This is a genomic window from Stenotrophomonas mexicanensis (genome assembly GCF_032911605.1).
Classification (GTDB): Bacteria; Pseudomonadota; Gammaproteobacteria; order Xanthomonadales; family Xanthomonadaceae; genus Stenotrophomonas; species Stenotrophomonas maltophilia_A.
Genome location: NZ_JAWJTG010000034.1, coordinates 17375 through 43217, shown reverse-complemented (window position 1 = coordinate 43217; position 25843 = coordinate 17375). Strand labels below are relative to the sequence as shown.

The following is a 25843-nucleotide window of genomic DNA, read 5'->3' as shown; positions in this document are numbered from 1 at the left end:
AAACGACTTAATCCCCTCCGTCCCCTTTTTCCGTCAGGCGTGGAACACGTCGCTTGAGGTCGGCGTGGTCGGGATCGGTGGGGCCGCGCGGCTGCCGCGATGCACGAACATCTGCTTCCACGCGGCGTAGACCGCGCCGACATACAGCGGCATCAGCACCGTGGTCAGCACCAGCTGGGCGATGAAGGCCGCAGCCAGCGGGCCACCGATCAGCATCGCGATCTGGATCACGATCACGAACAGGATGTACATGCAGAACGCGGCGATCAGGCCGAGCGCGGCGAACACGAACATCGCGCCGATGTTCTCGATGCAGCCCTGTAGGCTCAGGCGCAGCGCATGCATGCCGCTCTGCTTGTCGAACACCACCAGCGCCGGCTGGGTGAACATCGCCAGCGACAGCGCCACCGCGCTCAGGAACACCAGCAGCATCCACAGCGCGATGCGCTTGGCCGGCAGGTTGGCGACCAGCGCGGCCGCATCATCCGGCTTGATCTGCTGGCCACTGCGGCTGATCTCTTCCATCTTGGTCATGACCTCGCTGAAGGCGGTGAAGCCCTCGCGGCCGATCATCATGAACAACAGTGCGCCCAGCAGCAGCACCGCCAGCACCTGGATCGCCAGCGGCACCAGCAGGTGGCTGACGCGGTGGTCGCGGATCGGCTGCAGCAGGTGCGAGGCCAGGCCCGGGCGGCCTTCGTCGATCTCGCCCACGGCATACAGCATGCCGCCGAACATGATCGGCGAAATTGCCAGGGTCATGAGCTGTACTGCCATGCCGGCGGCGCCGGGAATCAAGGTCGACAGCAGGGTCACCACCCAGCTCACCAGCAGCCAGGTCAGGCCGATCCGGGCCAGCTGCAGCGGCGCACGCCGGTACAGGGAGAACGTATCCAGCAACCACTGGGCGCCCGCCGAGGCCGGCAGCTTGCGAATCTCTTTCATGGACATCCGGGAAGGACAGGAGGGGGCCGGGCGGCTGCCCGTGCCGCCGATTATCCCTGTTTTGCCACCGGCTGGGCTGAAGACAGCCGCGCCTGGCGGACGAAGCGGCGCAACAGCTGGCGGGCCAGTGGTGCGGCGCTGACCGCGCGCTCGATGCTGCGGGCGCAGCCGCCGTGGCGGCCGATGCAGTCGGCGCGGGCGCGCACGTAGCCGCGCATGTGGTGGGTGGCGAATTCCGGATGGAACTGCACGCCCCACGCCTGGCGGCCCCAGCGGAAGGCGTGGCAGCCGTCCAGCGGCGAGCGTGCCAGCACTTCGGCACCTTCCGGGGCGCGCAGCACGGTCTGCAGGTGGGTGGCATGGGCGGCGAAATGCTGCGGCAGGCCCTGGAACAGCGGGTCCTGCGCGGCCTGCGGCTGCAGTTCCAGCTCGATCGTGCCGGACTCGCGGCCAGCCGGGTTGTAGGCCACCTCGCCACCCAGCGCGTGTGCCAGCAGCTGGTGGCCGTAGCAGATGCCGAACACCGGCAGGTCGTCGTGGGCGGTCTGGCGCAGCCATGCGGCGCTGCGCTCGCTCCACTCGGCGTGGTCGGTGACGAAGGCGGCCGAGCCGGTCACCAGCACGCCGGCGAAGGCATGTGGGTCGGGCAGGGCGCCACCGTGTTCGACATCGACCACCACCGTCTCGTGCTCTTCCAGCCCGGCGGCGACGCGGATCCAGTGCGGAAAGCGCCCGTAGCGGCGCAGCGACGGTACCGGGCGGCCGGTTTCAAGGATCAGGAACGGGGCTGGGTTCATCCGGGGGCGGCAGCACTGACAGGACTTCCTCGATTGTAGTCAGCCCCTGCGCCACCTTTTCAAGCCCGGCCTGGCGCAGGGTTCGCAGCCCTTCAGCCCGCGCAGCCCGGCTGAAACCGGCCAGATCCATGTCGGCGCGGATCTGCCCGCGCAGCCGCGAACCCAATGGCAGCAACTCATACAGGCCGATGCGGCCGAGGAATCCGGTGCGCCGGCACTCCAGGCAACCGACCGGCCGACAGGGCGTGGCGGCATCTGGATATGCGGCATGGCTATCAGCCAGCACCGCCCAGTCGGCGGCGCCGAGGCTGTGCGGCTGCTTGCAGTGCGGGCACAGCGTGCGCACCAGTCGCTGGGCGAGGATGCCGTTGAGGGTGCTGGCCAGCAGGTAGTGCGGCACGCCCAGGTCGAGCAGGCGGGTTACCGCCGAGGGCGCGTCGTTGGTATGCAGGGTGGACAGCACCAGGTGGCCGGTCAGCGAGGCCTGCACCGCCATCTGCGCGGTTTCCAGGTCGCGGATCTCGCCGATCATGATGATGTCCGGGTCCTGCCGCAGCAGGGTGCGCACGCCGCTGGCGAAATCCAGGTCGATGTTGGTCTGCACCTGCATCTGGTTGAACTCGGGCGCGATCATCTCGATCGGGTCCTCCACCGTGCACACGTTCACGTCCGGCGTGGCCAGCCGCTTCAGCGTGGAATACAGGGTGGTGGTCTTGCCCGAGCCGGTCGGGCCGGTCACCAGCACGATGCCGTGCGGACGCTCGACCAGCGCATTCCAGCCGACGGCCTCCTGCGGGCTGAAACCGAGCTGGTCGATGCTCTTGAACGCGGCATCGGGGTCGAAGATGCGCATCACGCACTTCTCGCCGAAGGCGGTGGGCATGGTCGACAGACGCATCTCGACCTCGCGGCCGCCCGGCGAACGGGTCTTGATGCGGCCATCCTGCGGGCGCCGGCGTTCGGCCAGGTCCATGCGGCCGAGCACCTTGATGCGGCTGACCACGGCGGTCATCACCGCTGGCGGCACCTCGAACACCTTGTGCAGCACGCCGTCGATGCGGAAGCGCATGCGTCCCATCTCGCGGCGCGGCTCCAGGTGGATGTCCGAGGCGCGCTGCTCGTAGGCGTACTGCAGCAGCCAGTCCACGATATGCACGATGTGCTGGTCGTCGGCATTGACGTCGCCGGTGCGGCCCAGCTCCACCAGCTGTTCGAAGCTGGGCAGGGTGGTATTGGCTTCGCCACGCACGTCGCCACGGGCGCCGCGCACCGAGCGGGTCACCCCGTAGAACTCCATGGTGTAGCGGTGCAGGTCCAGCGGGTTGACCACCGCCAGCTCGATGCGGCGGCGGGTCAGGTGCTGCAGGTCGCGGCGCCATTCCTGCACCAGTGGCTCGCTGGTGGCCACCAGCACGCGCTCGGCATCCACCGCCAACGGCAGGAAACGGTGGCGGCGCGCGTAGGCATGGGAGACCAGCGCGGTGACCGCGGCGACGTCGACCCGGGTCGGGTCGATGCGCAGGTAGCGGCTGCCGGTGCGCTGCGCCAGCCACTCGGTGAGGCGCTCCAGGGTCAGTTCGCCACCGCCGTTGGCGGCCAGCTTGAGGTTGGACAGCAGCACCAGCGGGTGCACTTCACTGGCGTTGCGTGCGCCTTGCGCGGAAAAGCGCATGCGCTCGCGGTCCTGCTCGGCCACCAGGCCATCGGCGATCAGGGCCGCGGCAATCTGCTCGAACTGCAGGCGACCCCACGGCAGCGGTACGCCGCCAGCCTCGCCGGGCGTGCCCACCGGCAGCCGATGTTCCATCTGCCTGCTCCTCCCGGGTACGGAATGCCCCGCAGGTCGGCCGTTATACTAACGCACCCCCTTGCCGGCCAAGACTCGTACGCATGTCCGCGACCCCGACCGTTCCGATCACCTTCCAGGGCCTGATCCAGACCCTGAACCAGTTCTGGGCCCAGCAGGGCTGCGTGCTCATCCAGCCGCTCGACCTGGAGGTGGGTGCCGGTACCTTCCACCCGGCCACCTTCCTGCGTGCGATTGGTCCGGAGAGCTGGAACGCGGCCTACGTGCAGCCCTCGCGCCGCCCGACCGACGGCCGCTACGGCGAGAACCCGAACCGTCTGCAGCGCTACTACCAGTACCAGGTGGCGATGAAGCCGGCGCCGGACAACATCCAGCAGCTGTACCTGGATTCGCTGAAGGCACTGGGCATCGACCCGCTGGTGCACGACCTGCGCTTCGTCGAGGACAACTGGGAATCGCCGACGCTGGGCGCCTGGGGCCTGGGCTGGGAAGTCTGGCTCAACGGCATGGAGGTGACCCAGTTCACCTACTTCCAGCAGGCCGGTGGCCTGGAGTGCCGCCCGGTGCTGGGCGAGATCACCTATGGTCTCGAGCGCCTGTGCATGTACCTGCAGAACTGCGACAACGTCTACGACCTGGTCTGGACCTACGGCCCGGACGGCCAGCCGGTGACCTACGGCGACGTCTACCACCAGAACGAGGTGGAGCAGAGCACCTACAACTTCGAATACGCCGACGTGGAAGAGATGTTCCACCGCTTCGATGCCTGCGAGCGTGAAGCGCAGAAGCTGGTGGAAGTGAACCTGCCGCTGCCGGCCTACGAGCAGGTGATGAAGGCCAGCCACACCTTCAACCTGCTGGACGCGCGCCGCGCGATCAGCGTGACCGAGCGCCAGCGCTACATCCTGCGCGTGCGCGCGCTGGCCCAGGCGGTGGCCAAGGCGTACTACGAGCAGCGCGAGAAGCTGGGCTTCCCGGGTGCGAAGAAGGCCTGACCGCCTTCCTGCACCGACCCGCTTTTCACCCACTACCCGGGGCGCCGGACGCGTTGCGCGCTGCGCCCCCACCACAGGATTGAAACGATGAGCCAACTGTCCCCCCTGCTGATCGAACTGGGCACCGAGGAGCTGCCGGTCAAGGCGCTGCCGGGCCTGGCCCAGGCGTTCTTCGACGGTGTCGTCGAAGGCCTGCGCAAGCGCGGCGTCGCACTGGAACTGGGCGATGCGCGCCCGCTGTCGACCCCGCGCCGCCTGGCCGTGCTGCTGCCGGGCGTCGGCCTGGAACAGCCGGAACAGCACAGCGAAGTGCTGGGCCCGTACCTGAACATCGCGCTGGATGCCGAAGGCCAGCCGACCAAGGCCCTGCAGGGCTTCGCCGCCAAGGCCGGGATCGACTGGACCGCGCTGGAGAAGACCACCGACAACAAGGGTGAGCGCTTCGTGCACCGCGCGGTGACCCCGGGCGCGAGCACTGCCAGCCTGCTGCCGGAGATCCTGCGCGAGGCGATTGCGGCGATGCCGATTCCCAAGCCGATGCGCTGGGGTGACCACGCCTGGGGCTTCGCGCGCCCGGCCCACTGGCTGGTGCTGCTGCACGGTGCCAACGTGGTCGAGGCCGAGCTGTTCGGCCTGCAGGCCGGTCGCGTCAGCCGTGGCCATCGTTTCCACCACGACCAGGCGGTGTCGCTGGCCCAGCCGCAGGATTATGTTGAAGCCCTGCGTGCCGCGTTCGTGCTGGTCGACCCGAGCGAACGCCGTGCGCGCATCGTTGCCGAGGTCGAGGCCGCTGCGGCCAAGGCCGGTGGCAGCGCCCGCATTACCGACGACAATCTGGAGCAGGTGGTGAACCTGGTCGAATGGCCGTCGGCAGTGCTGTGCAGCTTCGAACGCGCGTTCCTGGCGGTGCCGCAGGAAGCGCTGATCGAGACGATGGAGATCAACCAGAAGTTCTTCCCGGTGCTGGATGCCGCTGGCACCCTGACCGAGAAGTTCATCGGCATCGCCAACATCGAATCGAAGGACGTGGCCGAAGTGGCCAAGGGCTACGAGCGCGTGATCCGCCCGCGCTTCGCTGATGCCAAGTTCTTCTTCGACGAGGACCTGAAGCAGGGCCTGGTGTCGATGGGCGACGGCCTGAAAACGGTGACCTACCAGGCCAAGCTGGGCAGCGTGGCCGACAAGGTGGCGCGCGTGGCCGCTCTGGCCGAAGTGATCGCCCCCCAGGTCGGCGCCGACGCCGCGCAGGCCAAGCGGGCCGCGCAGTTGGCCAAGAACGACCTGCAGTCGCGCATGGTCAACGAATTCCCGGAACTGCAGGGCATCGCCGGCCGCCACTACGCCGTGGCCGGTGGTGAATCGCAGGAGGTGGCGCTGGCCATCGACGAGGCCTACCAGCCGCGCTTCGGCGGTGACGACATCGCGCTGTCGCCGCTGGGCAAGGTGCTGGCGATTGCTGAACGTGTCGACACGCTGGCCGGTGGCTTCGCCGCTGGCCTGAAGCCGACCGGCAACAAGGACCCGTTCGCCCTGCGCCGCAACGCGCTGGGCCTGGCCCGCACGATCATCGAAAGCGGCTTCGAGCTGGACCTGCGCGCGCTGCTGGCCAGCGCCAACGCCGGCCTGGCCGCACGCAACGTGCAGGCCGATGTCGGCGAGCTGTACGACTTCATCCTCGACCGCCTGAAGGGCTACTACGCCGACAAGGGCGTGCCGGCCACGCACTTCAACGCCGTCGCCGAGCTGAAGCCGGCCTCGCTGTACGACTTCGACCGCCGCCTGGATGCGATCGGCACCTTCGCCGCGCTGCCGGAAGCCGAGGCGCTGGCTGCGGCCAACAAGCGCATCCGCAACATCCTCCGCAAGGCCGAAGGCGACATCCCGGCCCAGATCGACCCGGCGCTGCTGCAGGAAGACGCCGAGCGCGCGCTGGCTGAAGCGGTCACCGCGGCCATCGACGACACCGGCGCCAGCCTGCAGCACAAGGACTATGTGGCTGTGCTGGCGCGCCTGGCACGCCTGCGCCCGCAGGTCGACGCGTTCTTCGATGGCGTGATGGTCAATGCCGAGGATCCGGCGCTGCGTGGCAACCGCCTGGCGCTGCTGACGATGCTGGGCGAGCGCCTGGGCAAGGTGGCAGCGATCGAGCATCTGTCGAGCTGACGCCCGTATCGGTAGTGCCGGCCGCTGGCCGGCATTGCCACCGCGCATCGGATCGATCTGTGGGTTGCCGGCCAGTGGCCGGCACTACCGGATCACCGCTGGCGGATGTCCATCGGGGTCATTGCCGGCATCGCGCACGATGCCGGCATCCTCGGCTGCGATCACGACGATCGCCACAAAGGCGCGTATTTTGACCGCCACTTAACAACCGATCCCCAATGACGTGATGCATTTCGCATCGTCACCTTCGGTCGGTATGCTGTGCCGCATGCAGCCAAAGAAATACGCCCTGCCGCTGATGGTCCTGTCGCTGGCCGCCACCTCCGTGGCCCACGCGCGCGGCACCATCGACAAGGTGGACATCAAGGGATTGGACAAGGGCGACGACGCCGCAATCATCGAGAACATCCAGGAATCGCTGTCGCTGTACGACACGATCGGCAAGGAACAGGGCGAATCGCGCCTGGAGTACCTGCTGTCACAGGCCGAGCGGCAGACCCGCCAGGCACTGGAACCGTTCGGGTACTACAACCCGGTGATCAAGGTCGAGGCGCCGCGCGAGGACGAGCACGTGCGCGTGCTGATCCATGTCGACAAGGGCACCCCGGTGACCGTCCGCCGCGAGCACATCGACATCACCGGGCCGGCGATGTACGACCAGTACCTGCAGGACGATCTGGCCGCGTTCAAGCCGCGCAAGGGCCAGCGTTTCGAACACACGCAGTACGAAGCCAGCAAGATCACCGTCACCCGTCGCCTGGCCGAACGTGGCTATTTCGATGCCGACTACACCCAGCGTCAGGTGCAGATCACCCGTGCCGACAACGCCGCCGACATCGACCTGACCTGGGACAGCGGCCGCCGCTACAACATGGGACCGGTGCGTTTCGAGCAGGACTACTTCGTCGACAAGCTGTTCGATCCGCTGGTGTACTGGGAACAGGGCAGCTACTTCCACGAGGGCAAGCTGGACCGGCTGCGCGAGTCGCTGACCAAGCTGGACTACTTCAGCGTGATCGACATCCAGCCGCGGCCCGACCAGGCCGATGCGAACGGCGAAGTGCCGGTGGATGTGAAGCTGACCCGTGCCAAGCGCACCATCTACACCGCGGGTCTGAGCTACGGCAGCGAAAGTGGCCCGGGTGTGCGCGGTGGCATCGAACGGCGGTGGCTGAACAACCGCGGCCACAAGATGAACACGCAGCTGGACTATGCGCAGAAGCGCAAGAGCCTGGTCACCAGCTACCGCATTCCGGCCTTCAACTGGCTTGATGGCTGGTACACCTTCGCTGCCAGCGCCTACGACGAGCAGACCGACTACATCGACCTGCGCAACTTCAAGCTGATCGCCAGCCGCAGCGGTGAGATCAACGAACACTGGACCGCGATCGCCTCGATCAACGCGCTGCGCGAGCGCTGGCGCTATGCCTCCGGCACCGAATTCACCGACGCGGTCTACAACACGTCGACGCTGGTGTACCCGCAGATGGTCGCCGACTACGTCAACGTCGATGACGAACTGTTCCCGCGCAAGGGCATCAGCGGTACTGCGACGATGCGTGCCGGCGTTGAAGGTGCCGGTTCGGACACCAGCTTCGTGCAGGCCAATGCCGTGCTGCGCTGGTACATCCCGGTGGGCGAAAGCAACCGCCTGATCCTGCGCGGCGAGGGTGGCACCACCTGGACCAGTGATCTGGTGGCCATGCCGCCCAGCCTGCGCTACTTCGCCGGTGGTGACCGCAGCATCCGCGGCTATGCCTATCGCGAGGTGGGCCCGCGGACCCCGGCACCGGACAAGTACGCGCTGGGCGCCAAGAACCTGGTGATCGGCTCGGCCGAGTACGAGCACTACTTCAATGGTGGCCCGTGGGGTGCGGCGGTGTTCGTCGATACCGGCAGCGCCTTCGACAACACCATCGATCTGCATACCGGCGTCGGCTTCGGCGTGCGCTGGAAATCGCCGGTGGGCCCGGTGCGCGTGGATATCGCGCATGGCCTGAACAACCCGGATTCGCAGTTCCAGCTGTACCTCAACATCGGAGCGGACCTGTGAGTACGCCCGCACCGACTCCGAACCCGACCACGCCGCCGCGCGTGCGCTTCTACCGCCGCCGCCGCTTCTGGGCCTGGTCCGGTGTGGGCGTGCTGGGCCTGGTGCTGCTGGCCCTGCTGGCGGTGTACTGGCTGCTGCAGACCGTGGCCGGCCGTGACGTGCTGCTGGCGCAGGTGGTGGCACGGCTGCCGGTGGGCGCCAGCTTCACCTGGGACAAGGTGGACGGCCCGGTGGCCGGTCCGCTGACCCTGTACAACGTCGACTTCCGCTACGACGACATCCATTTCCACGCCGAGCGCGCCCATCTGGAGCCGGACCTGCGCCCGCTGCTGGGCCGCAAGCTGCTGCTGGACAAGCTGGAGCTGACCAACGCAACGTTGAACCTGGCCAAGAGTGACGAGCCGTTCAAGCTGCCGTCGTGGCCGGATTCGCTGCCGCAGATCGAAATGCCGTTGGCGATCCAGGCCGATGCCATCGCCATCGACGGCTTCCGCATCAGCCAGGCCAACGAGCCGGTGATCGACATCAGTCGCGTGCGCGGCGGCATCGAGATCGCCAATGGCGAGTTCCAGGCACACAAACTGGTGGTGGACAGCGACATGGGCAATTTCACCGCCCAGGGTCGTTACATCCCGGCCAAGGACTACGACACCGATGTGACCGTCACCGCGGTGCTGCCGGCGCCGCGTGGCCGCACGGCCGCCACCGTCGGCCTGGTCGCGCGCGGTGACCTGTCGCACATGGAAGTGGCCGTAGCCGGGCGCGCGCCGAAGCCGCTGCACGCGATGCTGGTGTTCGATGGCCGCACCGATCCGAGCTGGAGCGCCAGCATCCGCAGTGACGAGCTGGATCTGGCGCTGCTGTCGCCGGCACTGGCCAGCTCGGCGATCGCGCCGCTGGCACTGGACTTCACCGCCGCCGGCAAGGGCGGCAACGCCAACCTGCGTGGCAAGGTGAAACAGGGCGATCAGGAACTGGAACTGGCACCGTCGGTGGTGTCGCTGCAGGACCAGGTGCTGAAAGTCTCACCGCTGCTGGTGAAGGGTCTTGGCGGTGAGGCGCGGCTGGAAGGCACCGCCGATTTCAGCCAGGAAGGCCAGCAGAAGCTCAACTTCTCGGTGGTCGCACATGACCTGACCTACGTGCCAGCGGCGGACCCGAATACCGCCGGCAGCGCCCCGGTGCCGGTCACCTTGAAGGAAGCACGCTTCGGCCTGGCCGGTACCCTGAAGGCCTGGGCGGCGATCGGCCGCGCCGAGGTCGAGCGCGACGCGCAGAAGGCACAGCTGCACTTCGATGTGCGCGGCAACGATCAGGCCGCGTCGATCCATCAGCTGCAGGCGCAGACCCCGGGTGGCCAGCTGCAGGTGGAAGGCCAGGTGGCGTGGGCACCGCAGTTGGACTGGGATGCCAAGGCCACACTGAAGGACTTTGACCCCGGCTATTTCGTGCCGGGCTGGAATGGCCGCCTGTCCGGCAACCTGGCCTCCAAGGGCCGCCAGCTGCCGCCGCCGGCAAACGCACCGCCGGGTACCGCCGGCACGTTGGAAGCCACGGTCGATCTGCCGTCGCTGAAGGGCGTGCTGCGTCAGCGCAACCTGGACGCACAGGGCAAGTTCGCGCTGCAGGGCGCGCAGGGCCAGGGTGACCTGAAGCTGTCGCTGGGCAGCAGCCGGGTGACCGCTTCGGGCAAGGTCGGTGACCGCCTCGACATCGATGCGCGTTTCGAACCGCTGCAGCTGAGTGACCTGCTGCCGGGCGCCGATGGCGGCCTGCGTGGCCAGGTACAGGTGAAGGGCCCGCGCGATGCGCCGGACATCACCGCCGACCTGGTCGGCAACAACCTCAACTGGGACGGCTACGGCGCCGAGAGCGTGAGCATCAAGGGCCACCTGCCGTGGCGCGGCGACAGCGGCACGCTGGCGATCCAGGGCCAGCAGGTCAATGCCGGCATGCTGCTGGAACGCTTGAATGTGGATGCGCAGGGCAGTGTCTCCAACCTGCGCCTGGCCGCGCAGACCCGCAACGAGATGGGCGCGATCGAGCTGCAGGGCAGCGTGCGCCAGCAGGGCGCGCAGTGGCGCGGCGAGCTGGCCGCGCTGCGCATCGCACCGGTGAAGGGCGATGCCTGGTCGCTGCGTGCACCGGCGGCGTTCGCGATCAACGGCAGCAACTACACGCTGGGCGAAGCCTGCCTGGCCGCCGCCAGCAGCGGCACACTGTGCGCACAGGCCAACTGGCCGCGCGAGGGCCTGGTGGTGCGCAGTGATGCGCTGCCACTGGCGCTGGTGCAGCCGTGGTTGCCGCCGCAGTCCGGCCGTCGCATCTACCTGCGTGGCGATGTCAGCCTGGATGCGCAGATCCGCCCGCGCGGCAACGCCTGGGAAGGCCATGTGGAAGTGCGCTCGAAGGAAGGCGGCGTGCGCCTGGGTGAGAACCGCAATGCCGTGGGCGACACCACCCGTGGCGAGCTGGTGCGCTACGACCAGTTCTCGCTCAAGCTCGACATGACCCCGGCCAGCATCAAGGGCTACCTGGGCATGGGCTTCCAGGGCAACGGCTTCGTCGATGCCAGGATGCAGACCGGTTGGGAAGCCAGCGCGCCGTTGAACGGCGAGCTCTATCTCAACATGTCGCGGCTGTACTGGCTGGAGCTGTTCTCGCCGGACATCGTGCGACCGACCGGCCTGATCGAAGGCCACGTCAGCCTGCGCGGTACGCGTGGCCAGCCCTCGCTGGGCGGTGACGCGCAGCTGAGCAACTTCAAGGGTGAATTCCCGGCACTCGGCCTGACCTTCGACCAGGGCAAGGGCAGCTTCGTGGCCCAGCCCGATGGTTCGGCCAAGATCACCGCGCAGGCCAACTCCGGCCAGGGCACGCTGTACGTGGATGGTGGCCTGTCGTGGTTCGGCGATGCACAGCCGCTGCAGTTGAAGATCCACGGCGACAACGTTCTGCTGTCCAACACCAGCGAGCTGCGCATCGTCGCCAATCCCAACCTCGACTTCACCCTGGCCAAGGCCGCGATGGAGCTGCGTGGCACCGTGCACGTGCCCGAGGCCGACATCGATCTGGAGCGCCTGGACCGCGGCACCTCGGTGTCCGAAGACGTGGTGGTGCTCGACCCGGCCGATCCGGAAGAGTCGCGTACCTCGCCGCTGGACATGGAGCTGACGGTCAGCCTCGGTGACAAGGTGAAGATGACCGGCTTCGGCCTGAAGGGCGCGCTGACCGGCAAGATGCAGGTCTGGGCCAAGCCTGGCCGCGAAATGACCGCCAATGGTGGGCTGGAAGTGAGTGGCCGCTACAAGGCGTACGGGCAGGACCTGACCATCACCCGCGGCAACCTCACCTGGAACTACAACGCGGTGTCCGACCCGCGCATCAACATCCGTGCCGAGCGCCGGATCGGTGATGTCACTGCTGGTATCGACGTGACCGGGCGTGCGCAGCAGCCGCGTGCGGACGTGTGGTCCGATCCGGCGATGTCGCAGTCCGAAGCCCTGGCTTATCTGGTGCTGGGACGCAGCCTGACCGGCGCCAGCAGCGACCAGACGCAGCAGGTCAATGCGGCCTCGGCGGCATTGTCGGCCGGCAGCGGCCTGCTGGCCTCGCAGCTGGGTGCCAAGCTGGGCCTGGACGATGCCGGCGTGAGCCAGTCGCGCGCGCTGGGTGGCTCGGTGATCGGCGTCGGCAAGTACATCTCGCCCAAGCTGTACGTCGGTTACGGCGTGTCGCTGGTCGGTGCCGGTTCGGTGATCACGCTGAAGTACCTGCTGCGCCGCGGCTTCGACGTGGAAGTGGAATCGAGCACGGTGGAAAACCGTGGGTCGATCAACTGGCGGCGGGAGAAGTAACGATGCGGTAGTGCCGGCCGCTGGCCGGCAACTGCACCGTATCTCCCGAGTTGCGTGGGTTGCCGGCCAGCGGCCGGCACTACCGTGCACGACGCCCCCAACCATCGGCCGTTGCCCCTTCCGCCCCCAGCGGCTATGGTCCCGGGCTGTTCTGTCGTACCGGATTGCCCCATGTCACCACGCAAAGCCCTTCCCACCGCCCTGGCCCTGGGCCTGACCCTCGCCGCCGGCGCCCACGCCGATGAAGGCATGTGGATGCCGACCCAGCTGCCGGAGCTGGCCAAGCCGCTGCAGGCCGCAGGCTTCAAGGGCAATCCGGCCGACCTGGCCAATGTCACCGCACCGCCGCTGAGCGCGGTGGTGCGTGCCGGTGGCGGCACCGGCTCGTTCGTATCGTCGGACGGCCTGCTGCTGACCAACCACCACGTGGCGATGGGCGTGATCCAGTACAACAGCTCGCCCGAGCACGACCTGATCAATGGTGGCTTCATCGCCAGGGACCGCGCCGACGAGCGCCCGGCCAACCCGGACTTCCGCGTGCTGGTCACCGTCGGCTTCGACAAGGTGACCGACCAGGTGCTGGCGCAGGCGCGTGGCAAGACCGGCCGTGCCTACTTCGATGCGGTGGATGCGGCCAGCAAGCAGATCGTGGCCGAGTGCGAGAAGGACGGCAGCGTGCGCTGCTCGGTGGCCAACATGTACTACGGCACCGATTTCTACCGCATCGCGCAGCTGGAACTGAGCGACGTGCGATTGGTCTACGCGCCGCCGCGTGCGATCGGCAACTACGGCGATGAGATCGACAACTTCATGTGGCCGCGCCACACCGGCGATTTCACCCTGCTGCGCGCCTATGTCGGCAAGGACGGCAAGCCGGCCGCGTACAGCAAGGACAACGTGCCCTACCAGGCGCCGGCGCACCTGCAGATGTCGGTGGAAGGTCCGAAGGAAGGTGACTACGCGATGCTGGCCGGTTACCCGGGCATCACCTATCGCCACCGTACCGCGGCCGAATTCGCTGGCCAGATCGATTCCGTGCTGCCGCGCCGCGTATCGGTGTTCCAGCAGATGATCGACACCATCGAGGCCGCCAGCGCCAAGGACGCGCAGGCGCGCACCCGCTACGCCTCGCAGCTGCAGTCGCTGAAGAACAACCGCAAGCGCGCCGCCGGTGAGCTGGAAGGCCTGTTGCGCAGTGACGCCAAGGCCCAGCGTGCCGCCGACGAGACGGCGATGCTGGCTGCCACCGACCGCAAGTACCAGGGCGATATCAAGGCGCTGCTGACCAACCTGTCGCAGGGTGCGGCGGTGGGCGAGCGTGACCTGCTGCTGGACCAGATGGCCGCACAGAGCCAGCTGCTGCGCTCGGCGCTGCTGCTGGAACGCCTGCGCATCGAATCGGCCAAGCCGGACGCGCAGCGCGAGAGTGGTTTCCAGCAGCGCGACCAGGCGATGATCGAAGGCGTGCTCAAGCAGGTCCAGCGCCGTTACGCACCGGAAGTCGAGAAGGCGCTGCTGACCACCCTGCTGACCCGCTACCAGAAGCTGCCGGACGCGCAGCGCGTGGCCGAGTTCGATACGGCCTTCGGCCGTACCCCGGAGCAGCTGGCAGCGGCGCTGGATACCCTGTACGCCGGCACCCAACTGGGTGAGGAGGCACAGCGCCTGTCCCGTTTCGCTGCTGCGCGCGAAGGCAAGGCGCTGGCTGCCGATCCGCTGATCACCGTGGCTGGCCCGCTGGTGGCCGCGCAGCTGCGCATCGAGAACGAAAGCAAGACCCGCGAAGGCGAGCAGCTGCGCCTGCGCCCGGCCTACATGCAGGCGCTGTTCGCCTGGCGTGCCAAGCAGGGCCGCGCGGTGTATCCGGATGCCAACCGCACCCTGCGCATCAGCTACGGCAAGGTCGAGGCGCTGCATCCGCGCGACGGCGTGACCTACTCGCCGGTGACCACCGTGGCCGGCATCGTCGAGAAGAACACCAACGCCTATCCGTTCGATGCGCCGAAGCCGCTGCTGGCCGCGATCGCCAAGGGTGACTTCGGCAGCACCGCCGACCCGGCGCTGAAGACCCAGACGGTCAACTTCCTGACCAACCTGGATACCACCGGCGGCAACTCCGGCTCGCCGGTGCTCAACGCCAAGGGCGAACTGATCGGCCTGAACTTCGACAGCAACTGGGAATCGGTCAGCGCCAGCTGGTGGTTCGACCCGCGCTACAAGCGCGCCGTGCACGTGGACATGCGCTACCTGCGCTGGCTGCTGGCCAAGGTCTACCCGGCGCCGGAACTGCTGAAGGAAATGGGCGTGCCGGCGGAATAAGGCCGGTTCCTGGTGGGTGCGCACCTCCTTTGGTGGGTGCCCACCGTTGGTGGGCATGGATGCCTCCGTCACGACCAACGGTCGTGACCCACCGCCGTGACCTACCCTCACGACCAACGGTCGTGATCTACTGGCCCCTGTCCTGACGGAAACGCGCGCGTGGTCTCCAGCTGGATCCTGCTGCTGGTCTCGGTTGCCTATGCCGCGCTGCTGTTCGGCGTGGCGTGGTGGGGTGACCGTCGGCCGATGTACCCCGACCGGCCGTGGCTGCGGCCGGTGGTCTACAGCCTGGCCCTGGCCGTGTACTGCTCGTCGTGGACCTTCTACGGCGCGGTCGGCACCGCCGTGCGCAACGGCGTGGGCTACCTGCCCATCTACATCGGTCCGTTGCTGCTGCTGCTGTTCGGCTGGCGCATCATCGAGCGCCTGGCGCTGATCGCGCGTAGCCAGAACGTGGTGTCCATCGCCGACTTCATCTCCTCGCGCTTCGGCCGCTCGCGCCGGCTGGCGGCGCTGGTGGCGATCATCGCGCTGATCGGCATCATTCCGTACCTCGCCCTGCAGTACAAAGCGGTGGCGATGAGCCTGCAGGTGCTGACCGGCAACACCGGCCCGACCGGCTTCTTCACCGATCCCGCGCTGTACGTGGCGCTGCTGATGGCATTGTTCGCCACCCTGTTCGGTACCCGCCAGGTCGATGCCACCGAACACCATCACGGCATGATGCTGGCGATCGCCTTCGAATCGGTGATCAAGCTGTTGGCGATGCTGGCCGTGGGCGTGTTCGCCTACCTGTGGCTGAGCAACCGCACCGACGCGGTGGTCGAATCGGTGCATACACTGTTCACCGGCCTGCCGCCGGTGGGCTTCATCTCGCAGACCCTGCTCAGCTTCCTCGCCATCATCTGCCTGCCGCGCCAGTTCCACGTGGCCGTGGTCGAGTGCGGCGATGTGCGCGATGTGCGCCGCGCGCGCTGGATGTTCGGCGGCTACCTGGTGCTGATCTCGGGCATGGTGCTGCCGATCGCCACCGCCGGCGTGACCCTGTTCGGCACCGGTGGCAGCGTCGCCGACGACTCGATGGTGCTGGCCCTGCCGCTGGCCGAGGGCCGCAACGCGCTGGCGCTGATCGCCTATGTGGGCGGCTTCTCGGCGGCCACCGGCATGGTGATCGTGTCGTCCATCGCGCTGGCCACCATGGTCAGCAACGATCTGGTGATGCCGGTGCTGCTGCGCCGGAGTGGTGACCACCAGGAGGCCGCCGACGTCGCCTCGCGCGTGCTGTGGATCCGCCGCCTGGCGATCCTGCTGCTGGCGCTGATGGCCTACAGCTACTACCGCACCAGCAGCAACGACAGCACGCTGGCCTCGTACGGCCTGATGGCGTTCGCGGCGGTGGCGCAGTTCGCGCCCGGCCTGATCGGCGGCCTGTACTGGCGCGGTGCCAGCCGGCGCGGCGTCGAGGTGGGCATGCTGCTCGGCTTCGCCACCTGGCTGTACACCCTGCTGCTGCCGGCGATGACCATGGCCGGCTGGGTCGACGCCGCATGGGTGCAGCACGGCCCGTTCGGCATCGAGTGGCTGCGCCCGCAGCAGCTGTTCGGCATGACCGGCTGGGATCCGCTGACCCACGGCACCTTCTGGTCACTGCTGGTCAACGCGGCGACGATGATGCTGGTGTCCGCGCGCTGGCGGCCCGGTGTCGACGAGCGGCTTCGAGCCGCGCCGTTCCTCGATCCGTATGCCGAGCGTCCGTCGGTGGCCGGTGGCTGGCCCGGTCACGTGCACGTGGGTGACCTGCTGGCACTGGCCTCGCGCGTGGTTGGCGAGCGCCATGCGCGGCGTTCGTTCTTCGAGCAGGCGCAGTCGCTGGGCCGCGAGCTGCAATCCTCGGCGCCCGCGGACCGGCCGTGGGTGCAGTTCACCGAGCGCCTGCTGGCCGCCTCGATCGGTGCGGCGTCGGCACGCCTGCTGCTGACCAGCCTGCTGCGTGGCTCGGGCATGGACCTGGGCGAAGTGGTGGCGGTGCTGGACGAAGCGGGGCAGGAGCTGCGCTTCAACCGCGAGATCCTGTCGACCACGCTGGAGAACATCAGCGCCGGGGTCAGCGTGGTTGATCCGGACATGCGGCTGACCGCATGGAATCGCCGCTACCAGGACATGTTCGGCTACCCCGACGGCATGCTCTACGTGGGCCGCCCGGTGGCCGACCTGATCCGCTACAACGCCGAGCGCGGCGAGCTGGGCGAGGGTGATATCGAAGTGCAGATCAACCGCCGCATCGGCTACATGCGTGCCGGTTCACCGCATGTGTTCGAGCGCACCCGCAGCGATGGCAAGGTGATCGAGATGCGTGGGCAGGCGCTGCCCGGCGGCGGTTACGTGACCAGCTACAACGACATCACCGACTACAAGCACGCGGAAAAAGCACTGCTGGAAGCCAACGAGACGCTGGAACAGCGCGTGGCCGAGCGCTCGCATGAGGCCGAGGTCGCGCAGCAGTCGAAGACCCGTTTCCTGGCGGCGATCAGCCACGACGTGCTGCAGCCGTTGAACGCTGCGCGCCTGTTCGCCTCGGCACTGCGCGACAGTGATCACGTGAGTGACGAGCAGAAGCACCTGGCCGAGCGTGTGGACGCTTCGTTGCGTGCGGCCGAAGAGCTGCTCGATGGCCTGCTGGATGTGTCGCGGCTGGATGCCGGCGGCCTGCATCCGGTGATCGGCGAGTTCGACGTGAGCGCGTTGATGCGTGAGCTGGCCGCGCAGTACACCCCGGTCGCGGCTGGCCGCGGCCTGCGCCTGGACCTGTTCGCACGCCCTGCGTGGGTGCGCAGTGACCGCCGCCTGCTGCGCCGCGTGCTGCAGAACTTCCTGGCCAATGCGCTGCGCTACACCCGCCAGGGTCGCATCGTGCTGGCCGTGCGCCAGCGCGGCGATGAAGTGGAACTGCAGGTGTGGGATACCGGCCCCGGCATTCCCGAGCACCATATGCGGCAGATCTTCGACGAGTTCCACCGCTACCAGCAACCATTCGACTGGGGCGAACAGGGCCTAGGCCTGGGCCTGTCGATCTGCCAGCGCATCTCGCGTCTGCTCGACCATCGGTTGAACGCACGCAGCCGGGTCGGCAAGGGCTCGATGTTCTCGATCATCCTGCCGCGGGTGGCGCCGCTGCCGGGTTACACCGAGCTGGCCACGCCCGCACAGACCGTCGCCGCGCCAGTACGCAGCGATTCGCTGGCGGGCCTGCGCGTGCTGTGCGTGGATAACGACGAGGAGATCCTTGACGGCATGCGCGCGCTGCTGGGCCGTTGGCAGGTGCAGGTGATCACTGCGGCCACCGTCGACCAGGCGCTGGAGAAGATCGCCGAGCGCCCGCAGGTGATGCTGGTGGATTACCACCTGCACGACCGCATGGACGGCCTGGATGCGCTGGTAGCGCTGCGCGAGGCGGCCGGTTACCCGCTGCCGGGCGCACTGCTGACCGCCGATGGCCGCGACGAGCTGAAGCGGATGGCACGCGAACGCGGCTACCGCGTGCTGACCAAGCCGATCAAGCCGGCCTCGCTGCGCGCCTTCCTGGGCGCGCTGCGCGATGCGCAGTAGATCCACGCCATGCGTGGATGTGACGTCAGGTAGTACCGGCCGCTGGCCGGCAACCACGTAATCGCGGAAGCGTTAACCCAGGCCGTGCAGGTGTTCGTACAGGATCGTCGCGCCGATGATCACCAGGATCACGCCGCCGATGATCTCGGCACGCTTGCCGACCATGCTGCCCAGCACGCGGCCGAGCATGATGCCGACGGTGACCATGGTCAGCGTGCACAGGCCGATGACCGCTGCCATCACGCCGATATGCACGTCCATGAAAGCCAGGCCGATGCCCACCGCCATCGCGTCGATGCTGGTGGCGAAACCGGTCAGCGCCAGCTTCCAGAAGCCGTGGTGCTGCGAGGGGTCTTCGTCTTCGTCGGCACTGTCCGGGCGCAGGCCGTTGTAGATCATGTGGATGCCCAGCGCGCCGAGCAGGCCGAACGCGATCCAGTGGTCGAAGGCTTCGACATACTGCAGGGCGGCGCGGCCGAGCAGCCAGCCGATGATGGGCGTGATCGCCTCGATGACGCCGAAGATGATGCCGGCACGCAGTGCGTCGCGGAACACCGGCTTGCGCATGGCCGCACCCTTGCCGATTGCAGCGGCGAAGGCATCGGTGGACATGGCAAAGCCGATCAGGAGGATCGAAATGGGGGACATGGGCGGCGGCTGAGGTCGGGCTAGGACGGACGCACGGCCTGCGCTCGCGCCCAACCTGACGTTGCGCGCGCGGGCCGCTGGTCTCGCCAACCATCATGGTTGTCCACGCCACGGCGCACTGGCCGAGTATGTTGACGTGGACGATTCCTGCGTAGGAATCCGGCTACTCCCCAAGGGGACGCGCAGCTTAGCATCGCGATTCACGCACGGCGCATTTCCAGCGAAACGCGCAGGCAGGGCTGGTTTGTATAGCGATGGCTATATCGAGAGCGCAGCGGTGCCTGGTAGTGCCGGCCGCTGGCCGGCATGTGCAACGTCAAAAGCGTGCCAAGCAAGCTTGGCACCTACCAATGCGGGTTCAGATGGTGTCGCGCGTTTTAAGGGATTGCCGGCCAGCGGCCGGCACTACCTTCAGTCTTCTTCCGGCGGCAGCACGATGGCGTCGTCGTCGATCGCCAGCTTGCCGGCCATCAGCACGGCCTGAGTGCGGTTGGTGACGCCCAGCTTGCGCAGGATGGCGGTGACGTGGGCCTTGATCGTCGCTTCGGAGACGTTGAGGTCGTAGGCGATCTGCTTGTTCAAGCGGCCGGCGCCGAGCATCTGCAAAACGCGGAACTGCTGCGGGGTCAGCTCGCGCAGGCGCTGGCCGACTTCGCGTTCCTCGCTGCCGGTGGGCGGCACGTTGTGCGCTTCCGGCGGTGCCCAGGTCTCGCCATCGAGGATGGTGCCCAGTGCATGCCCGATCGTGTCCGAGTCGGCCGACTTGGGTATGAAGCCGAGCGCGCCGTGGTCGAGCGCGCGGCGCATCACCGTGGCTTCTTCGCGCGCGGACACCACGACCACCGGCAGCTGTGGATGCAGCGAGCGCATGTGCACCAGTGCGTTGAAACCCTGCGCACCGGGCATGTTGAGGTCCATCAGGACCAGGTCGGCGTCGTTGTGCTGGTCGGCCAGCGCGTACAGCGCTTCCACGCTGTCGGCTTCGAACAGCTGCACGCCGGGGATGACCCGCTGTACCGCCCCACGCAGGGCTTCGCGGAACAGCGGGTGGTCATCGGCAATCAGGAGGGTGGTCATGGGTCGAGCTTATCGATCAGGAAAAAGAGCGACGTGATGGCAGGTGCAGGACGGGTCGGACACGGCCGGGTCCCTCCTCCCGGCCACGTCCCTGGCGCGTCCTGCGCCTGCGGTCACGCCATCAGCGCACCTTGCGCTCGTCCACCAGCGACGCCACCACCGACGGATCGGCCAGGGTCGAGGTGTCGCCAAGCTGGTCCGGTGCGTTCTCGGCGATCTTGCGCAGGATGCGGCGCATGATCTTGCCCGAGCGGGTCTTCGGCAGGCCCGGCGCCCACTGCAGGTGGTCCGGCGTGGCGATCGGGCCGATCTCCTTGCGTACCCAGGCGACCAGTTCCTTCTGCAGCTCGTCGCTCGGAGCCTCTTCGGCCACCAGGGTGACGTAGGCGTAGATGCCCTGGCCCTTCACGTCGTGCGGGAAGCCGACCACGGCCGCTTCCGCCACCTTCGGGTGCGAGACCAGAGCGCTTTCCACTTCGGCGGTGCCGATGCGGTGGCCGGACACGTTGATCACATCGTCCACGCGGCCGGTGATCCAGTAGTAGCCGTCTTCGTCGCGGCGGCAACCGTCACCGGTGAAATAGCTGCCCGGGTAGGTGCGGAAATACGTATCGATGAAGCGCTGATGGTCGCCGTACACCGTGCGCATCTGGCCCGGCCAGGAATCGCGGATGATCAGGTTGCCCTCGGTCGGGCCGTCCTGGATCTCGCCATCGGCGTTGACCAGCGCCGGCTGCACGCCGAAGAAGGGCAGGGTGGCCGAGCCCGGCTTGAGGTCCATCGCGCCGGCCAGCGGCGAGATCAGGATGCCGCCGGTTTCGGTCTGCCACCAGGTATCGACGATCGGGCAGCGGCTGTCGCCGACCACCTCGTAGTACCAGCGCCAGGCTTCCGGATTGATCGGTTCGCCGACGCTGCCGAGCAGGCGCAGCGACGCGCGCGAGGTCTTCTTCACCGGCTCCTCGCCTTCGCGCATCAGTGCGCGGATTGCGGTCGGGGCGGTGTAGAAGATGCTCACCTTGTGCTTGTCGATGACGTTCCAGAAGCGCGAGGTGTCCGGGTAGTTCGGCACGCCTTCGAACATCAGCGAGGTCGCGCCGTTGGCCAGCGGGCCGTACACGATGTAGCTGTGGCCGGTGACCCAGCCGACGTCGGCGGTGCACCAGTAGATGTCGTCCTCGCGCAGGTCGAACACCGCTTCATGGGTGTACGCCGCGTACAGCAGGTAGCCGCCGGTGGTGTGCAGCACGCCCTTCGGCTTGCCGGTGGAACCGGAGGTGTAGAGGATGAACAGCGGGTCTTCCGCGTTCATGCGTTCCGGCTCGCAGGTGGCCGGCTGGCTGTCCACCACATCGTGGAACCAGCGGTCGCGCGGCGCCTGCATGTCGACCGCGCCGCCGGTGTGACGCACCACCAGCACGGTTTCCACGGTATTGGTGCCGGGCAGCTTCAGCGCAGCATCGACGTTGGCCTTCAGCGGAATCCTGCGGCCACCGCGCAGGCCCTCGTCGGCGGTGATGATCAGCTTGCTCTGGCAGTCGCTGACGCGGTCGGCGATCGAGTTCGGTGCGAAGCCACCGAACACCACCGAGTGGATCGCACCGATGCGCGCACAGGCCAGCATGGCCACGGCGGCGTCGACGATCATCGGCAGGTAGATGGTGACCCGGTCGCCCTTCTTGACCCCGAGGTTGCGCAGCGCATTGCCGAGGCGGCAGGTGCGCTCGTACAGCTCGCGATAGGTCACGTGCTGCGCCGGTGCATCCGGGCCATCCGGCTCGAACAGCAGGGCGGTCTTGTCGCCACGCTTCTCCAGCTGGCGGTCCAGGCAGTTCACACTGGCATTGAGCTCGCCATCTTCGAACCACTTGATGTGGAAATCGGACAGGTCGTAGCTGACGTTCTTGATCTTCGTCGGCTTGCGCATCCACTCCAGGCGCTCGGCGGCCTTGGCCCAGAAACCATCCGGGTCGGTCACCGAAGCCTGGTACTGCTGTTCGTACGACGTCTTGTCGATGCGTGCCTTGGCGGCGAACTGCGGATCGACGGGGTAGATATCAGCCATGGCACCCTCACTTGCACGTTGACTTTGTATGTGCGGTCGCAGCATCGCAGCGACCGATCCCCTTCAGTTTGCCCCATCCACCCCCGGCCGCGTCACCACTCTGGTTAGACCATGGTCGAAAGTGAGCGCCCAGCAGGGCCGGGTTCGACCAATGGCGAATAGCCGCTATACATAATCGCCCCGCAGTCTCGGCTCGACCGTGCCCCACGCGCGGCATCACCTTGCCACTTGGGAGAGAGGGCAACATGAGCCACCGTACGTTGAAAGCCGTGCGCAAACCTTTGGCGGCCTGCCTGTTGGTCGCCCTGGTCGCACCGGGCATGGCGTTCGCTGAGACCGCCAAAGAGAAAGCGCTGGAAGCACGCGTTGCCGAACTGGAACGCCAGGTCCAGCTGCTGCTGTCTTCGCAGCAACAACAACAGACCCAGATCAGCCAGACCCAGCAGGCGGTGACCGAAGTCCGCACGGTGCAGGCCGAGCAGAAGCCGGTCGCCTCGGTGCCGGCGGGCAAGCAGCCGATCCAGGTCACCACCATCACCCCGGGCGCCGCACCGGGTACCACGGTCAAGATCGGCGGCTTCATCAAGGCCGACTTCCTGGCCACCCAGACCAGCGATGGCCAGCTGGCCGACGACGCCACCGGCCGCTCGCTGTACCTGCCGGGCCAGACCCCGGTAGAAGGCGCCGGCGGCAGCGGCAAGCGTTCGGGCACCGACTTCAACGCCCATGCCAAGTTCTCGCGCTTCAACCTGGGCATCGACAACGTGAGCGAATCGGGCAACAAGGCCGGTGCGTTCTTCGAGATGGACTTCTTCGGCAATTCGCTGGGCAACCAGACCGCGACCAATACCTACGGTGTGACCCTGCGCCACGCCTACATGTACTGGAACAACTGGATGGCCGGCCAGACCTGGTCCAACTTCATGGATGCGGCCGCACTGCCGGAAGCGGTCGACTTCGTCGGCCCCACCGACGGCGTGATCTTCGTGCGCCAGGCCCAGGTGCGCTACACCCAGGGTGGCTTCAGCGTCGCGCTGGAAAACCCGGAAACCACCACGCTCACCGGTACCCGCAACCCGGTTACCGGCGCCTGGACCAACGCCAGCGCCAACTCCGATCGTGGCAGCCTGCCTGATCTGACCATGCGCTATGGCTGGAAGGGGAACTGGGGCACCTTCGGCGTCGGCGGCATCGTCCGTCAGCTGAAGGTCGACAACCAGGCCACCGGCGCCAAGGCCGACAAGGTGGCTGGTGGCCTGACCCTGGGCGGCAAGTGGGTGATGGGTGACAGCGATTCGCTGCATTACCAGCTGACCGGCGGCGAAGGCATCGCCCGCTACATCGGCCTGGGCATCACCGCCGATAGTGCCTACGACGTGGCCCGCGACGAGCTCAACCCGACCGGCGTGCTTGCCGGCTACGTGGGCTGGCGGCATGCGTTCTCGCCGAAGCTGCGGACCAACCTGATCTACGCGCGCAGCGACTACGACAACGACAGCATCCTCGGCCCGCTGGTGACCAAGAGCGTGCAGAGCATCCGCGGCAACATCTTCTATTCGCCGCTGCCCAAGGTCGATATCGGTGCAGAGCTGATGTATGGCCGTCGCGAAGTGGAGAACGGCAACAAGGGTGACATCACCCGATTGCAGTTCACCACGAAGTACAGCTTCTGATCGAGTGCCGACCAACGGTCGGCACCTACTGAATTGAGTGCCGACCAAGGTCGGCACCCACCTAGATTGAATGCCGGCCAAGGCCGGCATCTACAGAGGGAAAACGTCCCATGTCCAGCACTGCATCAAGCCCGCACAATCCAGCGGGCACCCTGACCAAGGGCCACAAGAAGGTCATCTTCGCCTCGAGCCTCGGTACGGTCTTCGAGTGGTATGACTTCTTCCTGTACGGCTCGCTCGCCGCCATCATCGCCAAGCAGTTCTTCAGTGGCGTCAATGAAACCACGGGCATGATCTTCGCCCTGCTGGCCTTCGCCGCCGGCTTCTTCGTGCGTCCGTTCGGCGCGGCCTTCTTCGGCAGCCTCGGCGACCGCATCGGCCGCAAGTACACCTTCCTGGTCACCATCCTGATCATGGGCATCTCGACCTTCCTGGTCGGCGTGCTGCCCAACTACGCCTCGATCGGCTTCGCCGCACCGGTGATCCTGATCATCCTGCGCCTGGCCCAGGGCCTGGCGATGGGCGGCGAGTACGGCGGTGCCGCCACCTACGTGGCCGAGCATGCGCCGGACGACAAGCGCGGCCTGTACACCAGCTTCATCCAGTGCACCGCCACGCTCGGCCTGTTCATGTCGCTGCTGATCATCCTGGCCTGCCGCTACTTCCTCGGCAACGAAGCCTTCGAAGCCTGGGGCTGGCGCATTCCGTTCCTGGTCTCGATCCTGCTGCTGGGTGTATCCGTGTGGATCCGCCTGCAGCTGAGCGAGTCGCCGCTGTTCCAGCAGATGAAGTCCGAAGGCAAGGGTTCCAAGACCCCGTTCCGTGACAGCCTGAAGGGCGGCAACCTGAAGTTGATGCTGCTGGTCCTGCTCGGCGCTGCTGCCGGTCAGGCGGTGGTCTGGTACGGCGGCCAGTTCTACGCGCTGTTCTTCCTGAGCAGCATGCTGAAGGTCGATGCCACCACCTCCTACCTGCTGATCGCCGCCGCGCTGGCGCTGGGCGTGCCGTTCTTCATCTTCTTCGGCTGGCTGTCCGACCGTATCGGCCGCAAGAAGATCATCCTCGCCGGTTGCCTGCTGGCGGCCGTCACCTACATCCCGATCTTCAAGGGCCTGACCCACTTCGCCAACCCGGCCATCGAAGAAGCCCGCACCAACTCGCCGGCGCTGGTGGTTGCCGATCCGGCCACCTGCTCGTTCCAGTTCGATCCGGTCGGCCTGCGCAAGTTCACCAGCTCCTGCGACGTGGCTACCGCCGCGCTGACCAAGGCCGGTGTGCCGTACGACGTGCAGCCCGCCGCCGCTGGTTCGCTGGCGATGGTGAACGTGGGCAGTGCCAGCGTCACTTCGTATGAAGCCGCTGGCCTGACCAAGGAAGACGGCAAGGCCAAGGCTGATGCCTTCGGTGCGGAACTGAAGACCGCCCTGACCACCGCCGGCTACCCGGCCAAGGCCGATGGCGCACGCATCAACATCGCCGGCACCATCTTCATGCTGTGGCTGCTGGTGCTGTACGTGACCATGGTCTACGGCCCGATCGCCGCCTACCTGGTCGAACTGTTCCCGACCCGCATCCGCTACACCTCGATGTCGCTGCCGTACCACATCGGCAACGGCTGGTTCGGTGGCTTCCTGCCGGCGATCTCGTTCGCGCTGGTGGCCGGTACCGGCAACCTGTACTACGGCCTGTGGTACCCGATCATCATCGCGCTGATGTCGGTGGTGATCGGCGGCCTGTTCCTGCGCGAGACCAAGGACGTGGATATCACCAAATAACCGGCGTGGCGACCAACGGTCGGCAGCCCCATGGATCTCCGGCAGACATCGTGCATTTGCCGG

General features: G+C 67.2%; 14 protein-coding genes and 1 riboswitch. Of the genes, 8 read left to right on the top strand and 6 right to left on the bottom strand.

The features are described 5' to 3' along the window. Positions 1-33 precede the first annotated feature (33 nt). Genes R1L06_RS14735 through R1L06_RS14725 form a run of 3 tightly spaced genes read right to left on the bottom strand, consistent with a single transcriptional unit; the run spans position 34 to position 3549 of the window. Positions 34-945 (bottom strand): BPSS1780 family membrane protein, encoded by a 912-nt coding sequence (locus R1L06_RS14735; protein ID WP_043399673.1) that lies wholly within the window; start codon positions 943-945, stop codon positions 34-36. 50 nt (positions 946-995) lie between these two features. Next, positions 996-1742 (bottom strand): glutamine amidotransferase, encoded by a 747-nt coding sequence (locus R1L06_RS14730; RefSeq protein WP_032128456.1) that lies wholly within the window; start codon positions 1740-1742, stop codon positions 996-998. After that, the gene (locus R1L06_RS14725) at positions 1714-3549 is read right to left on the bottom strand and encodes a GspE/PulE family protein (protein ID WP_317218076.1); all 1836 of its coding nucleotides are present in this window, start codon (positions 3547-3549) and stop codon (positions 1714-1716) included. The genes R1L06_RS14730 and R1L06_RS14725 overlap by 29 nt, the downstream gene beginning before the upstream one ends. An 83-nt stretch (positions 3550-3632) precedes the next feature. On the opposite strand from R1L06_RS14725, the gene glyQ reads away from it, so the two are divergent. The 6 genes from glyQ (at position 3633) to R1L06_RS14695 (ending at position 18542) form a co-directional block, all read left to right on the top strand. Beyond that, positions 3633-4544 carry a glycine--tRNA ligase subunit alpha gene (gene glyQ / locus R1L06_RS14720; protein WP_006403404.1) on the top strand — a complete coding sequence of 304 codons (912 nt, stop codon included), beginning with the start codon at positions 3633-3635 and terminating at the stop codon, positions 4542-4544. Positions 4545-4631: 87 nt separating this feature from the next. Beyond that, positions 4632-6707, top strand: a complete 2076-nt coding sequence (gene glyS, locus R1L06_RS14715) for a glycine--tRNA ligase subunit beta (protein WP_049399153.1) — start codon at positions 4632-4634, stop codon at positions 6705-6707. A 256-nt stretch (positions 6708-6963) separates the two neighbouring features. Continuing rightward, positions 6964-8760 carry an autotransporter assembly complex protein TamA gene (locus tag R1L06_RS14710; RefSeq protein WP_080291770.1) on the top strand — a complete coding sequence of 599 codons (1797 nt, stop codon included), beginning with the start codon at positions 6964-6966 and terminating at the stop codon, positions 8758-8760. Then, positions 8757-12617 carry a translocation/assembly module TamB domain-containing protein gene (locus R1L06_RS14705; RefSeq protein WP_317218075.1) on the top strand — a complete coding sequence of 1287 codons (3861 nt, stop codon included), beginning with the start codon at positions 8757-8759 and terminating at the stop codon, positions 12615-12617. Before R1L06_RS14710 ends, R1L06_RS14705 begins: the two co-directional genes overlap by 4 nt. A 171-nt stretch (positions 12618-12788) precedes the next feature. Then, positions 12789-14936 (top strand): S46 family peptidase, encoded by a 2148-nt coding sequence (locus R1L06_RS14700; RefSeq protein WP_317218074.1) that lies wholly within the window; start codon positions 12789-12791, stop codon positions 14934-14936. Positions 14937-15095: 159 nt separating this feature from the next. Further along, positions 15096-18542 (top strand): hybrid sensor histidine kinase/response regulator, encoded by a 3447-nt coding sequence (locus R1L06_RS14695; protein WP_317218073.1) that lies wholly within the window; start codon positions 15096-15098, stop codon positions 18540-18542. Between the two features lie 72 nt (positions 18543-18614). Here R1L06_RS14695 and R1L06_RS14690 read toward each other — a convergent pair whose 3' ends face one another. From R1L06_RS14690 to acs, 3 genes are all read right to left on the bottom strand, one after another. Continuing rightward, on the bottom strand, positions 18615-19190 hold the full coding sequence (locus R1L06_RS14690) for a manganese efflux pump MntP (protein ID WP_032128462.1): 576 nt from the start codon (positions 19188-19190) through the stop codon (positions 18615-18617). A gap of 88 nt (positions 19191-19278) precedes the next feature. Continuing rightward, positions 19279-19368: riboswitch (yybP-ykoY riboswitch) on the bottom strand. Between the two features lie 233 nt (positions 19369-19601). Further along, positions 19602-20267 (bottom strand): response regulator transcription factor, encoded by a 666-nt coding sequence (locus tag R1L06_RS14685; RefSeq protein ID WP_005420420.1) that lies wholly within the window; start codon positions 20265-20267, stop codon positions 19602-19604. Between the two features lie 121 nt (positions 20268-20388). After that, the gene (gene acs / locus R1L06_RS14680; protein ID WP_317218072.1) at positions 20389-22332 is read right to left on the bottom strand and encodes an acetate--CoA ligase; all 1944 of its coding nucleotides are present in this window, start codon (positions 22330-22332) and stop codon (positions 20389-20391) included. A 245-nt stretch (positions 22333-22577) separates the two neighbouring features. Here acs and R1L06_RS14675 point away from each other — a divergent pair, with 245 nt between their 5' ends. After that, complete coding sequence (locus R1L06_RS14675) at positions 22578-24005, top strand: DcaP family trimeric outer membrane transporter (protein WP_071229448.1); 1428 nt, start codon at positions 22578-22580, stop codon at positions 24003-24005. 110 nt (positions 24006-24115) lie between these two features. Then, complete coding sequence (locus tag R1L06_RS14670; RefSeq protein WP_317218071.1) at positions 24116-25780, top strand: MFS transporter; 1665 nt, start codon at positions 24116-24118, stop codon at positions 25778-25780. Positions 25781-25843 lie beyond the last annotated feature (63 nt).

Excerpts from the sequence above, each read along its gene's own strand:
- R1L06_RS14735 (WP_043399673.1), bottom strand. The coding sequence starts at position 945 with ATGAAAGAGATTCGCAAGCTGCCGGCCTCGGCGGGCGCCCAGTGGTTG.
- R1L06_RS14730 (WP_032128456.1), bottom strand. The coding sequence starts at position 1,742 with ATGAACCCAGCCCCGTTCCTGATCCTTGAAACCGGCCGCCCGGTACCG.
- R1L06_RS14725 (WP_317218076.1), bottom strand. The coding sequence starts at position 3,549 with ATGGAACATCGGCTGCCGGTGGGCACGCCCGGCGAGGCTGGCGGCGTA.
- glyQ (WP_006403404.1), top strand. The coding sequence starts at position 3,633 with ATGTCCGCGACCCCGACCGTTCCGATCACCTTCCAGGGCCTGATCCAG.
- glyS (WP_049399153.1), top strand. The coding sequence starts at position 4,632 with ATGAGCCAACTGTCCCCCCTGCTGATCGAACTGGGCACCGAGGAGCTG.
- R1L06_RS14710 (WP_080291770.1), top strand. The coding sequence starts at position 6,964 with ATGCTGTGCCGCATGCAGCCAAAGAAATACGCCCTGCCGCTGATGGTC.
- R1L06_RS14700 (WP_317218074.1), top strand. The coding sequence starts at position 12,789 with ATGTCACCACGCAAAGCCCTTCCCACCGCCCTGGCCCTGGGCCTGACC.
- R1L06_RS14690 (WP_032128462.1), bottom strand. The coding sequence starts at position 19,190 with ATGTCCCCCATTTCGATCCTCCTGATCGGCTTTGCCATGTCCACCGAT.
- R1L06_RS14685 (WP_005420420.1), bottom strand. The coding sequence starts at position 20,267 with ATGACCACCCTCCTGATTGCCGATGACCACCCGCTGTTCCGCGAAGCC.
- acs (WP_317218072.1), bottom strand. The coding sequence starts at position 22,332 with ATGGCTGATATCTACCCCGTCGATCCGCAGTTCGCCGCCAAGGCACGC.
- R1L06_RS14675 (WP_071229448.1), top strand. The coding sequence starts at position 22,578 with ATGAGCCACCGTACGTTGAAAGCCGTGCGCAAACCTTTGGCGGCCTGC.
- R1L06_RS14670 (WP_317218071.1), top strand. The coding sequence starts at position 24,116 with ATGTCCAGCACTGCATCAAGCCCGCACAATCCAGCGGGCACCCTGACC.